The sequence below is a fragment of the Flavobacterium sp. HSC-61S13 genome (genome assembly GCF_024171535.1).
In the GTDB taxonomy this organism is placed as follows: domain Bacteria; phylum Bacteroidota; class Bacteroidia; order Flavobacteriales; family Flavobacteriaceae; genus Flavobacterium.
The window spans coordinates 18281-33722 of the sequence record NZ_JALJZV010000007.1 but is presented as its reverse complement, the minus strand read 5'-3'; the positions used below and the strand labels follow the sequence as shown (position 1 = coordinate 33722).

Genomic DNA, 15442 nt, shown 5'->3' with positions numbered 1-15442 from the left:
ACTCCCATATGGATTTACATTTCAGCACCCCAAAAATGATACACCACATTCACGATCTGCCCGCAGATTATGAAGGAAAAGTGTTGGCAACCTTAATGGAATCAAGATCCAATAGTTTGGATCACGAATCAGTTCGCAAGAGTATATTGTATATACACGGCTTCTCGGATTATTTTTTCCAAGAACACGTGATGGAAGCTTATAATCAGGCAGATGTAGATTTCTATGCGTTGGACTTAAGAAAATATGGTCGATCGCTGCTGCCCCATCAACATCCCAATTATTGCAAATCGCTAAAAGAGTATTTTCCGGAATTGGATTACGCTATTAATTTTATAAAAGCTAAAAATCCCCAAACCCAGTTGGTCTTAATGGGACATAGTACAGGTGGTTTACTTGTCAGTTATTATGCGCATTATGGCGCACTGCGAAATCAGCTAACCGGTTTAATTTTAAATTCTCCTTTTTTTGATTTTAATACGTCAAATGTTGTAAAATTCTTCACCCCTTTTATCGCTAAATTGATGATGCAATTTAACGCTTATGCTTCGTACAGTGGAGGGGTTAGTGATGTATATGGGCAATCGTTATTAAAGGAGTTTTATGGCGAATGGGAATTTAATCAAAAGTGGAAACCCGTACGCGCTTTCCCTGCTTTTTACGCTTGGATTTTAGCCGTTCACGAAGCGCAGCAAACAATACGAAATAGAACTAAGTTAGATTTGCCGATCTTGTTAATGCATTCGGACTCCAGTTTAAAAACAAACGTATGGACACCCAAAGCACAAACGGCAGACTTGGTATTAAACGTCAAAGATATTGAACGAATTGGAGTGAAAATGGGTAATCATGTCACGCATTTTATTGCGAAAGACGGATTACACGATTTGTTTTTATCAAAGAAAAGTGTCAGAGATACCGTTTTCGAAAATACCAAGACGTGGTTGGAACAACTATAATAGGGACAAAAAAAATGGTTATTCAACTAAGAATAACCATTTTCACTAACTAAAACAATTTACCGATTAAAACATCCCTCCGGCACTACCTTGTTTGGTATTGTCTTCGCGATATTTACGTTGCATTGCTTTATTCTTTGAACCTCCAAAAATATAGTTTACGCCGAAATATACGTTTTGACTTTCCCAATAGAATTGTCCTTTTTGAGGAAAGGGATATTGCGAATCAAAAGCGAATTTCATCGTATCAAAAATGTCGTTTACACGTAAACTAAAGGTTAATTTGTTTTTTAGCATGCTGTAACGTGCACCTGCATCGATTTTATACATCTCTTTACTATTCATTTGAATTCCATCTACTGGACCGCGGTAGAATCCAAACAAATTCAATCTAAAGTTATTAGTTACTTTGAAATTACTGTTTAAACGGGCATTAAAGGCATTGGCATTGACTTCACGCTGAATGTAATCTAACTGTGAGGTCGTTTCATTTTTAATCGCAATCAAACCTTTCTGAGATAAGGAAGAAAAGTCAAGTGCTGGTTGTATATCCCACCAAGAAGTCAGTCTGTAATTGGCTGAAATCTCAAACCCATAGGCTGAATTATTATCGAAATTGTCGTAGGACATAATCATCGCATTTTCATTAGATGATTCTACATCTTGATAAACGACTCTGTTTATTTCATCGTTGATACGTCTGTAATAAACCCCTGCAGTTAAGGTTCCCTTAGATAACATTCTAGTGTAGTTTAACTCAACAGAATTGGTGAATTGAGGTCTCAATTCTGGATTTCCGATACTGACTACAGTAGGAGTAGAAAACTCGCGTATCGGTTTGGTTTGGAACAAGCCCGGACGATCTACTCGACGGCTGTAACTCAATTGAAAGCTGTTGTGGTCCGTAAGGGCATACGTTAAATAAGCGGAAGGATATAAGGTGATATAATCATCTTTAAACGATTTTTCGCCATTGGTTTTCGCATTGACTTGGTAGCTTTCCACACGAGCACCTAATTGGTAACTAAATTTTTTAAATTTTTGACCAAAGGTTACATAACCCGAAAAGATATCCGTATCATAATTATAGTTCGAATCCTTTATCGTCTCTGGACGTGTGTTGTTTGATAAATAAGCGTTTTCTGAACGAGTAATACGAGATTCTGCACCCAACTCTAAAGTAGCTGTCTCCGACAACGGATTTACATAATCGATATTTACCGTACTCATCTTGTTCTTATCGTCGATATTATCGGTGTAAAAATCTCTTTTAATTCCTTCTAAAGTGTTAAAGTCGGTAACCTGTGAACTTTTGTACTCGCTATAATTGGCCTCAAGATCAAAGGTATGACCTTCTTTTTTAAAGAGGTGTTTATAGGCTAAATTGTAAGTGCTGTTGGTATTGTCCGAATCATAATCTGATTTTTGATCGATGTTTTCGAATATACCTTTTGGATAGAAAACTTGTGTTTGTACAAAAGTTTGTCCCGATACCTTGTTTTGATTGCTGTATACCGATAGCGTATTGTGATCATTGATATAATAATCCATACCGAGTTTGTACAGATAGGATTCATTATCATTAGAAGTACTGATTAATTGGTTGGATTGTTGGTCAAAACGATACATCTCACCACCGCTAAAGGATTTTCCAAAGTTATTTCCTCCATTCCCGAAAAAGTTAACCTTTCCCGTTCTGTAATTCAAGTCTAAGGTAGTATTTCCTCGTGGTTCATTCTTCATGGTTACACCGGAATTTAGGGAACCATTAAATCCGTCATTGGAATTTTTATGTAGGATAATATTAATAATACCCGACATCCCTTCTGGGTTGTATTTAGCACTTGGATTGGTGATCAATTCGATCTTTTTAATCGAGGAAGAGGGAATCTGCTTAAGCAATTGAGAGGCCTCTATATTGGTGGGTCTTCCATCTACTAATACGCGAACATTTTCGTTTCCTCTTAATGAAATCTTCCCATCTTGATCAACATTAACCGAAGGAATGTTATTCATGATTTCCGAAGCCGTTGATCCAGCTGTAGTCAAATCTCGACCGACATTGATAACCTTTCTGTCAATTTTTTGTTCAATGGTAGAATGTTCCGCTACGATGTTTACACCATCTAGTGTTACAGCCTCAGATTGCAGATAAAGTGTTCCCAAATTGATATCCGTACCTTTGGATAAATCAGCTTCTCTATGCAAGGTTTTATAACCGATAAACTGTATGTCGATACTATAGGTTTTGGGAGCTAAGTTGATTACGGTGAAATTTCCATTGTCATCAGTCATCGCACCTGTGATTACGATATTTAGCTCTTTAACCGAAATAGTGGCATATGGCACTGCCTGTTTAAGATCTTTGTCCAAAATATTTCCCGAAATCTTTAGCTTGTTTTGAGCAAAACCAGTTGTAAGAATTCCTAAGAATACGAGTAAGCATAGTTTTAGTTTCATTTCTACTTTTTTGAAGGTTGAATTTTCCGTTCTGTTTAGTTACAGTAATAGACAGTTATTCTCGGATTTTGTTACAACAACTAATTATTGAATTTTACTGTAGATTCCTTTTTTGTATTCAGATGCTTGTTATTCAGCTTTTTAACAGTTTGTTTTATTTTGAGTTTAGACGTTATTTAGAATGATTTTTAACATAAAAAACGATCTAATTTGTGATAAATGGCCTAAAAATTGTACTTTGTACTATAAATATTTGACGATGAGATATACGGTTTTTTGTGGTTCCAGTATGGGGAATGCTCCGGAATTTGAACAAGCCGCTGAGGCTTTAGGGCAGGCGTTGGCTCGAAACAACATTGGTTTGGTTTATGGAGGAGCAAATGTAGGCTTGATGGGAAAGGTTGCCGACGGTGCTTTGTCGCAGTCGGGAGAAGTCATAGGTGTTTTACCCCACTTTTTGCATCAGGTGGAAATAGCGCATACACAGATTACAAAATTAATTTTGGTGGATACCATGCACGAGCGCAAAGCGAAAATGGATGCACTGTCAGACGGTGTTATTGCGTTATCCGGTGGATATGGAACTTTAGAAGAGTTTTTTGAAATGTTGACTTGGGCACAATTGGGATTACATCAAAAACCCGTAGCTTTATTAAATGTTTTTGGGTTTTACGATTCCTTAATTTCGTTGATAGATAATATGGTTGCTCAAGGTTTTTTAAAAGCCGTCAATCGCGATATGATTGTTGTAGATGATAACATTGCTGGTTTACTGGAAAAGATGAAGAATTACAAAGCTCCCCAGACGGGAAAATGGATTAAAAAAGAACAAATTTAAAATAGAGCTATAATTAATTCAGCAGTACATGGTTATAAAAGGAATGGATAGCAGAGGGTGGCGTTTTTTTTTACTGGTGTTAATAGGTGCGGTCACGACTTCTTGTAATCAGAAGAAAATGACTGACTTAGAGGACGCTATTCAAATTCCTGCGGATTTAACGGTAGAGAAATTAATGGAAAACACCGAAGAATATCAACTTTTGGGACGTAGGGGCAAGATCGTATTTCCAGATAGAACCGCTGAGGTAGAGTATGTCGACGAACATACGATGCATTGGAAAATTACGGATAAAAATAATGCCGTATTACAAGGCACAGAGCGAATTAGTTATGTTCAAATCTCAGAACATCAATTTTTTGTAAATTGGATTGAAAATTCGGGCTTTACAGTCAGTCAAGTTATCGACACCAAAACAGGAGCAGTCAGGGCTTTCTGGTCTTTTAATGATGCAAAGAGCCATAGTGGTGGGCGTTCGAGTACCTTTGTAAAGGGAATCTTTGAATTTGGGCAATAGGCCATCTGGTTAGGAGTACAATAATTGAAGATTCCTTAATTGAAATACTAATTAAAATTTAAAAATAATGGAAAAATCCACAAATAATATTGCCATTTTAGTTGATGGAGATAATGCGCAAGCGAAACTTCTTGAATTGATTTTGGAGGAGGTTTCCAAATATGGAAAAGTGACTATAAGAAGAATTTATGGTGACTGGACCACCCCTCAAATGAATAGTTGGAAGGATTTATTAAATGATTTATCATTTAGCCCCATCCAAAAATTTAGCTATACAACCGGAAAGAATTCTACCGATAGTTCATTGATTATTGATGCGATGGATATTTTGCACGATAAGGCTGTTGATGGCTTTTGTATCGTGTCAAGTGATAGTGACTACACCGGTTTGGCAAAGAGAATTCGAGAAGAGGGAATATTTGTAATGGGAGTTGGGGAGAAGAAAACGCCGAATGCTTTTGTACAGTCGTGTGAAATATTCACCTATTGTGAAAACTTAATTCCTAGAAAACCAAAGAACACTAAAGAAGCGAATGTTGTATCGGTCAAGAAAACAGAAAGCAGTCATACCGAAGATGTTGAGATTAAGGAACTATCAAAATCAGATATCAAATTAATCGATAGAGCTTTTGATATGTCAGTCAATGAGGAGGTGGAAACTTACATCGCACAAGTGGGGATAAATTTAAGAAAATTAAAACCTAGTTTTGACTCGAGAGCTTATGGTTTTAAAAATTTGACTCAATTGTTTGGCAGCTTAAAAGGTTATGAAATCATACGAAATGAAGTAGGCGGATTAAATCATCCTTTGGTTAAAAGAGTGGGGTGATATGGCGGTTCCTCAAGATAAAAAACAACTGATCGACGCTATTGAGAAGAACTATCGGTTGCTGAAAATTCAAATCGATCGAGTTCCACCATTACATAGAGCTTCTAAAGTGATGGAAGGGCATGCAAAGGATACGGTGATGAGCCTGGATGATTTGCTGTCGTATTTAATCGGTTGGGGGCAATTGGTATTGAAGTGGCAAAAGAACTACCAAAATGTTGGGCTTATCGATTTTCCAGAAACCAACTATAAATGGAATGAATTGGGTCGGTTAGCACAAAAGTTTTATCTGGACTATAAAGAGTATAACAGTCAAGAATTAATACAGCTGCTGGATAATGTTGTATTAGAAATACTGCGAAACATAGGGGAAACCACTAATTTCGATTTATATGAAAAACCGTGGTACGGCAAATGGACGTTGGGCAGAATGATACAATTTAATACGGCATCTCCTTATAACAATGCAAAAAACAGAATTGCGAAACACTTAAAATCGGCATAGATGAATACAACAAAATTAGATAGTATTAGAAAACAAATGGAGTACTATCGAATGTTAGGAGATAAAACCATATTGATTTTATCTCAAGACCAACTCAATTGGACTTATAACGAAACGAGCAATTCGATCGCTATGTTGATCAATCACATCAGTGGGAATATGTTGTCACGATGGACCGATTTCTTGACGTCAGATGGCGAAAAATCATTTCGAAATCGGGATGCTGAATTTGCAGAGGGGCATTATGATCGTCATGAATTGATCAAGAAATGGGATCAAGGCTGGGATTGTATGATGGATAGCTTAAATGCACTGACCGATGACGATTTGGAAAAAACGGTAGTAATCCGCAGCCAGGAACAAAGCGTATTTGATGCCATTATCAGACAGGTATCGCATTACCCTTATCATATTGGGCAAATCGTTTTTGAAGGAAAAATGCTGATGAATACCAATTGGCAGAGTTTGTCTATTCCCAAAGGAAGGTCTTTACAATATAACGAACAAAAATCTGCAAACCCAAATGCCGACAAACACTTTACAGACGATTTTCTAAAAAAGTAAAATCATAAGAATAAAAAAGCAAATGCCTTAAAAAACGAAAGTACTGTTTACAGATTTTATGTTTTTTAAGGCATTTTACATTTATTATATAAATTTTTTTGAGACAGTTTTTTAATTATTAATGCTGTTTTTTTATAGGTAATTAAGTTAATGTGTTTATTAATAGTGATATACGTGCTTGCTTCAATTGTGTTAAAATAACAAGGAGCTGTTTTTCAAATGTTTTTTTTTATATTTTTATCACGATAAACGGCTCTTTTTTGTGTTGATAACTAAGATGTTGTAAGTAAGTGTAATGTTTCTAAATGACATAGTAGGTTTTTTAAAACTACTAGAAACTTAATTCTATTTGATAATGAAATAAGGGTTTCTACATATTCTAACAAATAATATTATTTGGAGGGTATACGAGAGTACAACTTTAGAATTTTATTGACCATATACTGTAAATTTAATTATGAAAAAACTATTTTTAGGAGCATGGCTGTTGTTGGGAATAACGGCATGCAGTATTTGATCAGCCACGTACTGATAAAGGCTGTACAATTGATGTTACTGAATTCAATTCCACACTAGAAGTTACCATTGATCGTTTAAATAAAGTAGGTCTTGCAACAGCCCCTTCATTACCGTATCATATTGTTAAGATTCCAAAAACTGATAAACCCATTATTTTTAGAGTGATTTGATTTTAAAGAACAATAATTCTCTTATAGTAAAGCCGTTTTTATAACGGCTTTTATTTTTTTATAGATTTTTTGATTTAAAGCGATAAAACAATCTCTTTTCACGGTACAACGAATATCAATATAATCGCGTTTTTTAGCTGATGAATTTTCTATAATTGATGGTTTGATACCATTTACTACCCTATCTTTTAAATGGTAATTTTGTTTATGGCGGTGTGTTATATGTGTTATTTTTTCAATATTACTGTTAAAGTGTTGGTTATTTTGTTTTTAAATGTGTTTTTATAATTATATTTAAATGCAATGAGATGGTGTCTTGATGTTGATTAGCCTGATATACAGGTTAAGAATTTATTAATAAAAATCTAAAATTATGATGCAGAAATTATTTTTCTTAGTCGTGTTTTTGTTTTTAGGGATAACTACAGAAGCACAAGAGCACTTTTATTATTATAAAGGTGAAAAGGTCTACTTGGAACTCGATCTAAAAAGGGTGTCCATGAATACGAGCGATAGATCCACGGATTTTAAAATCGATAAAGTTAAGTTTTCCGATGTATCGCAGGACTACACTACAAATAGTCTCAATAATTTGAAAAATAGTACAGGAGAATCAGCGCAAGAACCTCTTTATTACTATGAAATTGAATTCTTAGAAGATAGATCATTACCAGAGTATTTAGATTTCATAAAACAGTATAACCAATGGGAAGGAGTTGTCAATGCATTTCCAACTTACAAAACCAAAGAAGGTGGAGTTTTAGGCGTTTCTAATATTTTTTATGTCAAGTTAAGGGAGGTTAAAGATTTAGATGTATTAAAAGAAATAGCAAATAAGGCTGGAGTGCAAATAGTGGGTAACAATATCTATATGCCGTTGTATTATGCACTGCAGCTGCCAGAGCAATCGAGAAAGAATACTTTGGAATGGGCAAATTACTTTCAGGAAACCCATTTATTTGAAAGTGCTGAACCCGCGTTTATTTACCACAATCTTCAATTGACTAACGATCCACTTTATCCCAAACAGTGGGGAGTAAAAAATACGGGTCAATACGGTGGTATACCGGGAATTGATATCAACGTTGAAGATGCCTGGGCTATCACTAAGGGCGCAAATGCAAAAGTCGCTATTTTTGATCATGGATTTGAAATGAATCATCCCGATTTACAACCCAATGTATACGGAGTAGGCTATGATGCTACGACAGCAACATCTCCGTCGCAAGTTCGGGGAAGTCACGGAACACCGTGTGCTGGTATAATTGGAGCTGTTCAAAACAACAACATCGGAATAAGTGGTGTTGCTCCTGAGGCAAGTTTGATTTCAATAAGTATTAATTTGCTCTTTTCCGATACGCCGATGATGTTGGCCAACGGATTTTCGTGGGCATGGCAAAATGGAATCGATGTGATTAGCAATTCTTGGGGCGGATATGCTCCATCCAATATTATTACCGATGCCATAAGCGATGCACTAACCTTGGGACGTCAAGGAAAGGGGTGTATTGTTGTTTTTGCGGCAGGTAATGAGAATAACACCAATGTGCGTTATCCGGGAAATTATTTTCCTGAAATTTTAGTTGTAGGAGCGATGAGTCCTTGTGGCGAGCGTAAATCTCCAACTTCCTGTGAACAGGAAACTTGGTGGGGAAGCTGCTACGGACCAACACTGGATGTTGTAGCACCCGGAGTGAAAATTGCTACCACAGACCGACAAGGTCAAAACGGATACGGACCGGGTGATTATATAGAACATTTTAATGGAACTTCCTCCGCCTGTCCCTTTGTTGCGGGAGTAGCTGCTTTAGTGGTATCGGCAAATCCGAATTTAACCGGAAAAGAAGTACGCGATATCATTGAAAGTACTACTCGAAAAGTCAGAACGGATTTATACCAATATAATACGGTTGTAGACCGAGCGAACGGTAGCTGGAATTTTGAGATGGGTTATGGTTTAGTAGATGCCAAAAGTGCGGTTATTAAAGCAATAAAAGAAAACCAAACTCTTGATTTGTTTATACGCAATTCTCCCAAGGATATAGGAAATGAGCCTGATATTAATACGACCTCCGTGTTCTATCGAAGTCCAGATATTTGGGTACGTAATAAAGATGATGGTGGATTACGTCATCAAAATCCTGTCTATAATCCAACCCAATACAGCTATATATATGTTCGTGTAAAAAACAGAAGTACAGTAGCATCAACGGTCAAAGACTCTGTGAGGTTGCATTGGGCAAAAGCGGCTACCTCTTTAATGTGGCCGGATTATTGGAATGGTACTATAAAACACAACAATATTCCGTTGGGTGGGGTCTTAGCCACACAACAAATACCGATCTTACAACCCGGTGCTGAAACGATTGTTAAGTTTGAGTGGAAGGTGCCAAATCCTAGTGATTTTGTAGGCATCACGAACCAACCGTGGCATTTCTGTCTGTTGGCACGAATTATTTCCAACGAGGATCGCATGACTACACCAGAACAATTCTACCTAGAAGACAATGTTAGAAACAACAATAATATTGCTTGGAAGAATTTGACTGTTATAGGTCTTTTTAATAAAAAGAAAGACAGCGGTGCTTTTATAGTTGAAAATCCTTTGCAAAAAATAGAAGCTTTTGACCTTCGACTCTTCTCTAATGAGCAAATTAAAGATTCAGAATTATTAAAGACGGTTGATATTACCGTACAATTAAGCCCTTCATTATATAATGCGTGGGTGCTCGGCGGAAGTAAAAGTAACGGCATCAAAGCGGGTAATCAGAAAAATACCGTGCAACTGCTTAATAATGGTGCTCGACTCAATAATATAATTTTAAAACCTTTTGAAAGAGGTGTGGTTAATATGAACTTCGAATTGATGAATAATAATCCTTTAAAAATGGGGCAAAATGTGCTTCATGTCGATCAAGTTCTCAACACAAATCAAAAGTTGATTGGAGGAACGTCTTTTGTCGTTCGTAAACCCCAGAAGTCGCAGTTTGTAAGTGCTGATGCCGGGCCAGATCATTTGGCCGATATAGGAGATATTATAACGCTAAACGCTAAAGATGTCGGAGAGCCAGCAACCTACAATTGGTACGATTCCACTGGAAATTTAGTTCATGAAGGCCTGAGTTTTACAGTAAACGTTATCGAAAACACTACATGGACTTTAGAGGTAATAACTGATGATGAGGGAAATGCAGATTATGATGAGGTTTCCGTGAACCTAAAAAACAGTTTACTAAAAGAAATCTTTCCGAACCCAGCCAAAACTTCGTTACAAGTGAATTATCAAATCAATAAAAGAAAAAGTGCTAAACTTGAATTTGTACCGATTTATGGAGCTGTAGGTAACGCTATTAGCGTACCACTGCATGTGTCAGAGAGTTCGGTAGTCGTCGATGTGTCGCATTGGCAAAGAGGTTTGTATAAGTTAGTCTTGTATTGCGATGGGGAAATGATGGAAGTTAAAAATGTATTAATCGACTAAAACGAGCTGTTAGAAAAACAGGGTTAGTAGATTATATTTCATCATAGATTTATTTAAAAAGAGTACCGGAAAGCCGTTTTTAAACGGCTTTCTTTTTTGATATAAAAAAAGAAGGTGAATTAAACTACCACAAATGGGATTATGACTGGAGTATTTTTTAATTATATAATTTAAAAGCGGTTTTATTTCTATATTTTCTATATTTGTTGAAGTAGAATTAAAATAATGTAAAATACGTTTGAGACAAGGGGCATAAGAGCGATCTAATGACCATTAAAAACGTATCACCAATCCGTTTAAAATAATAATTATGAGATTAAACACCATTGCTTGTGTAGTTTTAGCTTCATCGATGTTTTTGGCTTGTAACAAAGCAAAAACAGAGGGAACAGGAAATGAAGAGTCAAAAGCAGGAACTGAGAATTTTGAATTTAGTATTGATCAGTTTGCGGATATTGAAGTTTTAAAGTATCAAGTACCGGGTTGGGAAAATCTAACTCTTAAGGAACAAACCTTAGTATATTATTTAAGTCAAGCTGGAATGGCAGGACGTGATATTATCTGGGATCAGAATTACAAACACAATTTAAAGATTAGAAAAGCCTTGGAACACATTTATGTGAATTATCAAGGAGATAAAACAACTAGCGATTGGCAGAATTTTGAAACATATACCAAACGAGTTTGGTTTTCAAACGGTATACATCATCATTATTCCAATGAAAAGATTAAACCGGAGTTTTCTGAAGTTTATTTCAAAGAATTAATGAGTACCACTAAAGCAGAATTAGCTCCAGAAGTGGTGGATATTTTGTTTAATAATCAAGACACGAAAAAGGTCAATTTAGATTTATCTAAAGGACTTTTAAAAGGATCTGCAGTTAATTTCTATGGTGAAGGAATCACGGAAGCTGAGGTCGAGGCGTTTTATAATAAAATGAAACCAGCAGATCCCTTACGTCCACTTTCTACAGGATTAAACTCCAAATTGGTTCGCGATGCGAATGGACAATTGATGGAAAAAGTATGGAAAAGTGGTGGTATGTATGGAGATGCTATCGATAAAATCATCTATTGGTTAGAAAAAGCAAAAACCGTAGCAGAAAATCAAAAACAAGCCGATGCCTTAGCTCTTTTAATCCGCTACTATCAAACGGGTGATTTAAAAACTTGGGATGAGTATAATGTAGCTTGGGTTCAAGCAACTGAAGGTAATATCGATTACAACAACGGTTTTATCGAGGTGTATGCTGACCCATTAGGACATAGAGGATCTTATGAAAGCGTTGTACAAATCAAAGACTTTGATATGTCGGCTAAAATGGAGGTAATCTCTAAAAACGCACAATGGTTTGAAGATAATTCACCTTTATTACCGGCTCATAAAAAGAAAAATGTAGTAGGAGTTTCCTACAAAACCGTAATAGTAGCTTCGGAATCGGGCGACGCTTCACCGAGCACCCCTATCGGAGTAAACTTACCTAATGCAGATTGGATTCGTGCAGAACACGGTTCTAAATCAATTTCATTAGGAAATATTATCGATGCTTACAATCATGCCGGTGGATCTGATCGTTTAAAAGAGTTTGCACACGATGAAGAGGAAGTACGTTTAGAGGAAAAGTATGGCGAAATTGCAGATAAAATGCATACAGCACTACATGAAGTAGTAGGACATGCTTCTGGACAAATTAATCCAGGTGTGGGAACGCCAAAAGAGACACTTAAAAGTTATGCTTCGACCTTAGAAGAAGGTAGAGCGGATTTAGTAGGGCTTTATTATTTATACAATCCTAAATTACAAGAAATGGGATTGGTAGACAATTGGAAAGAAATGGGAATGGCTGCTTATGATGGTTATATCCGTAATGGATTGATGACGCAATTAGTGCGTTTAGATCTGGGAGCAGACATCGAAGAGGCACATATGAGAAACCGTCAGTGGGTAAGTGCTTGGGTATATGAAAAAGGGAAAAAAGATAACGTTATCGAAAAAATCGTGCGCGATGGAAAAACCTATTTCAACATTACCAATTATGAAAAACTACACGATTTGTTCGGAGAGTTACTAAAAGAAACTCAAAGAATCAAATCGGAAGGAGATTATAAAGCGGCTCAAAATTTGGTTGAAAACTACGGTGTAAAAGTAGATCAAGCCATTCACAAAGAAGTGTTGGCAAGAAACGCTCAATTCAAATCAGCTCCATATAGAGGATTTGTAAACCCAGTGATTGTTCCTAAAACCAATGATAAAGGTGAAATCACTTCTTTTGAAATAGAATACCCAAAAACTTTTGCAGAACAAATGTTGTACTATTCTAAAAACTACGGTTTTTTACCTTTGAACAACTAGATTAACAATAGATACGAAAAGCGCCTTATCATTCATTTGATAAGGCGCTTTTTTTTGCTGTTAATAGAGTTGGATTTTGAAGCACTAAGCGTTTTTATTTTTTTAAAAATTCATGCGGTCGCTGACCCAATAAATTATAAAAGCTATTACTGAAAGACTGCACGCTTTTATAACCAACTTGATACGCAATCTCACTAACTGTCAAAGAGGTATTACTCAGCAGTTCCACCGCTTTGATACAGCGAATCAATTGAAGGTATTTAGCCATGGTAAGCCCAGTCTCTTTTTTAAATAAGCGTTCAAGTGTTCGGGTAGAAAAGTGTAAATCATTTGCCAAATCATCTATGGAAACCGTTTGTTGGTAGTATTGATATAAATAGCGAACCACTCCCAAGATATTCTCGTTCGATGATAACGGTATACTCAGCGTCAAAGAATTCTTTGCAAAGGATGGCAGTTCCGATAAGATAGCCGATAAAAACGATTCCTCTGCCTGATTTACAGCGGTATTCATCGACCATTTTTCGGTGTATAAAATCATCTCTCGCAACACTTGCGGTACGCTAAATATTTGTAAGTGATTGTAAAAATCGTCGGTTAATTCACAATCGTAAAACAAGGTGCGCAAATACACGTTGGTGGCGGTAGAAGAACTCTTATGCGGTAAACTTGATGGAATCCAAGCCGCGTGATTCTGAGGTAATAAATACACCTGATCTTCGAGGTGTAAATATTGAAACCCCTCCTCAACAAAAATCAATTGCCCTTTGGGATGATCGTGAAAAGTATCTGGAAAGACCCAGTGATTTTGATGTAAAACAAAACTCTTCTTGGTCAAACGTTCTAGGATAACTAAAGAATCTTCTGTTACCATAATTTGAATTTGTCGTTTTAAGTATAAAGGTTGTCATTATTAAATAAAATTACAACATTAATTTTGCAATAAAGAATTTTTAAGTCGTCAAAACAATGAAAAAGAAAGCAATTTCAGTGAAAACGGAAGATGAAAGTGCAGCTTCCAAGGGAGCTACCATTTTAATGATAGTTGGAATCATGTTGATTGCCGCCAATTTACGCGCACCGCTAACTTCGGTGGGTCCGGTAATCTCAGAAATCAGTTACAGTTTAAAATTATCAAACTTTTTGGCGGGTATGGTCACTACGATACCCTTGATTGCTTTTGCTACCCTTTCGGGTTTTGCACCGAGAATATCAAATAGATTTGGAATGGAAACGACCTTATTAGTTTCACTAGTGATTTTGATGCTTGGCTTGTTTATCAGACCGATAGACGGTACAGCTAGTTTGTTTTTAGGAGCGGCCTTGGTGGGGATTGGAATAACTATCGGAAATGTTTTGATGCCGGCTTTTATAAAAAACAATTTTGGTCATAGCATTGGTTTAATGACTGGATTATATGCTGTGTCGATGAATTTGACAGCAGCTTTAGCTGCTGGATTTAGTATTCAAATTGGACAAATTACAGGACAAGGATGGAGAGGATCTCTTGGAGTATGGATATTTTTGGCGGCATTGGCTTTAGTGTTTTGGTTACCGCAGCTCAAAAGACATAGACGCACCACTAGGCATCAACAGCCTGCTGAGGTGGAATCGTCGGTGACAATACCAATGTATCGCTCTAAATTGGCTTGGAGTATTGCCTTGTTTATGGGTATACAGTCGTTGGTTTTCTATTGTGCGGCAGCTTGGTTTCCCAAGGTATTGCAAAGCTGGGGCATGTCTGCTGTAGATTCCGGTTGGATGTTATCAACGATACAGTTTGCCCAATTGCCTTTAGCCTTTATCGGACCCATCATCGCAAGCAAAATGAAAAGCCAAGTGCCGTTGGTTTGGATTACCGCTTTGCTGATGGCAATAGGTATTTTGGGAATGATTCTTTTTAAAACAGATTTTATCGTTTTATGGTGTATTAGCATTGGTATAGCCAGCGGATTGGCATTTAGTTTAGCCATGATGTTTTTTGTATTGCGCACTAAAAATGGGAAAGATGCCGCTGAGATGTCGGGTATGGCACAGTCTATTGGATATTTGATAGCGGGTTGTGGACCTCCCTTATTCGGTATGATTTATGATTATACCCAAGACTGGAGTTATGCGTTAGTGCTCTTATTAATCGCTTCTTTATCGCTGTTGGTATTTGGAATTATTGCCGGTAAAGAACGCACGATTTAATCGTAACTCTTAATTTGTATCGAACAACGAACAACGACTCTCAAATATCGATGA

11 protein-coding genes are annotated in these 15442 nt (G+C 36.6%); 9 read left to right on the top strand and 2 right to left on the bottom strand.

Annotated features, from left to right (window positions below):
- Nucleotides 1–8 precede the first annotated feature (8 nt).
- On the top strand, nt 9–959 hold the full coding sequence (locus L1275_RS08455) for an alpha/beta hydrolase (RefSeq protein WP_253471788.1): 951 nt from the start codon (nt 9–11) through the stop codon (nt 957–959).
- Nucleotides 960–1025: 66 nt separating this feature from the next.
- Here the strand turns inward: L1275_RS08455 and L1275_RS08450 are convergent, their stop codons facing one another.
- Nucleotides 1026–3419: a TonB-dependent receptor domain-containing protein gene (locus L1275_RS08450; protein ID WP_253471787.1), complete on the bottom strand. Its 2394-nt coding sequence runs from the start codon at nt 3417–3419 to the stop codon at nt 1026–1028.
- A 259-nt stretch (nt 3420–3678) separates the two neighbouring features.
- Between L1275_RS08450 and L1275_RS08445 the strand changes: the two genes are divergently transcribed.
- From L1275_RS08445 to L1275_RS08415, 7 genes are all read left to right on the top strand, one after another.
- Nucleotides 3679–4257, top strand: a complete 579-nt coding sequence (locus L1275_RS08445) for a TIGR00730 family Rossman fold protein (RefSeq protein ID WP_253471785.1) — start codon at nt 3679–3681, stop codon at nt 4255–4257.
- A gap of 28 nt (nt 4258–4285) precedes the next feature.
- On the top strand, nt 4286–4774 hold the full coding sequence (locus L1275_RS08440) for a MoaF N-terminal domain-containing protein (RefSeq protein ID WP_253471784.1): 489 nt from the start codon (nt 4286–4288) through the stop codon (nt 4772–4774).
- 67 nt (nt 4775–4841) lie between these two features.
- Nucleotides 4842–5603 carry an NYN domain-containing protein gene (locus L1275_RS08435; protein WP_253471781.1) on the top strand — a complete coding sequence of 254 codons (762 nt, stop codon included), beginning with the start codon at nt 4842–4844 and terminating at the stop codon, nt 5601–5603.
- Nucleotide 5604: 1 nt separating this feature from the next.
- Entirely contained in the window at nt 5605–6108 is a 504-nt protein-coding gene (locus L1275_RS08430; protein WP_253471779.1) for a ClbS/DfsB family four-helix bundle protein, read from the top strand.
- Nucleotides 6109–6672: a DUF1572 family protein gene (locus L1275_RS08425; RefSeq protein WP_253471776.1), complete on the top strand. Its 564-nt coding sequence runs from the start codon at nt 6109–6111 to the stop codon at nt 6670–6672.
- Nucleotides 6673–7734: 1062 nt separating this feature from the next.
- Nucleotides 7735–10842 (top strand): S8 family serine peptidase, encoded by a 3108-nt coding sequence (locus tag L1275_RS08420; RefSeq protein ID WP_253471773.1) that lies wholly within the window; start codon nt 7735–7737, stop codon nt 10840–10842.
- A gap of 310 nt (nt 10843–11152) precedes the next feature.
- Nucleotides 11153–13195, top strand: coding sequence for a dipeptidyl peptidase 3 (locus L1275_RS08415; RefSeq protein WP_253471771.1), 2043 nt, complete (start codon nt 11153–11155; stop codon nt 13193–13195).
- Between the two features lie 94 nt (nt 13196–13289).
- Here L1275_RS08415 and L1275_RS08410 read toward each other — a convergent pair whose 3' ends face one another.
- On the bottom strand, nt 13290–14069 hold the full coding sequence (locus tag L1275_RS08410) for an AraC family transcriptional regulator (RefSeq protein WP_253471769.1): 780 nt from the start codon (nt 14067–14069) through the stop codon (nt 13290–13292).
- 95 nt (nt 14070–14164) lie between these two features.
- Here L1275_RS08410 and L1275_RS08405 point away from each other — a divergent pair, with 95 nt between their 5' ends.
- Nucleotides 14165–15388 carry an MFS transporter gene (locus tag L1275_RS08405; RefSeq protein WP_253471767.1) on the top strand — a complete coding sequence of 408 codons (1224 nt, stop codon included), beginning with the start codon at nt 14165–14167 and terminating at the stop codon, nt 15386–15388.
- Nucleotides 15389–15442 lie beyond the last annotated feature (54 nt).

Coding starts and splice junctions, on each gene's coding strand:
- L1275_RS08410 (WP_253471769.1), bottom strand. CDS start 14,069: ATGGTAACAGAAGATTCTTTAGTTATCCTAGAACGTTTGACCAAGAAG.
- L1275_RS08415 (WP_253471771.1), top strand. CDS start 11,153: ATGAGATTAAACACCATTGCTTGTGTAGTTTTAGCTTCATCGATGTTT.
- L1275_RS08420 (WP_253471773.1), top strand. CDS start 7,735: ATGATGCAGAAATTATTTTTCTTAGTCGTGTTTTTGTTTTTAGGGATA.
- L1275_RS08425 (WP_253471776.1), top strand. CDS start 6,109: ATGAATACAACAAAATTAGATAGTATTAGAAAACAAATGGAGTACTAT.
- L1275_RS08440 (WP_253471784.1), top strand. CDS start 4,286: ATGGTTATAAAAGGAATGGATAGCAGAGGGTGGCGTTTTTTTTTACTG.
- L1275_RS08435 (WP_253471781.1), top strand. CDS start 4,842: ATGGAAAAATCCACAAATAATATTGCCATTTTAGTTGATGGAGATAAT.
- L1275_RS08455 (WP_253471788.1), top strand. CDS start 9: ATGGATTTACATTTCAGCACCCCAAAAATGATACACCACATTCACGAT.
- L1275_RS08450 (WP_253471787.1), bottom strand. CDS start 3,419: ATGAAACTAAAACTATGCTTACTCGTATTCTTAGGAATTCTTACAACT.
- L1275_RS08430 (WP_253471779.1), top strand. CDS start 5,605: ATGGCGGTTCCTCAAGATAAAAAACAACTGATCGACGCTATTGAGAAG.
- L1275_RS08445 (WP_253471785.1), top strand. CDS start 3,679: ATGAGATATACGGTTTTTTGTGGTTCCAGTATGGGGAATGCTCCGGAA.
- L1275_RS08405 (WP_253471767.1), top strand. CDS start 14,165: ATGAAAAAGAAAGCAATTTCAGTGAAAACGGAAGATGAAAGTGCAGCT.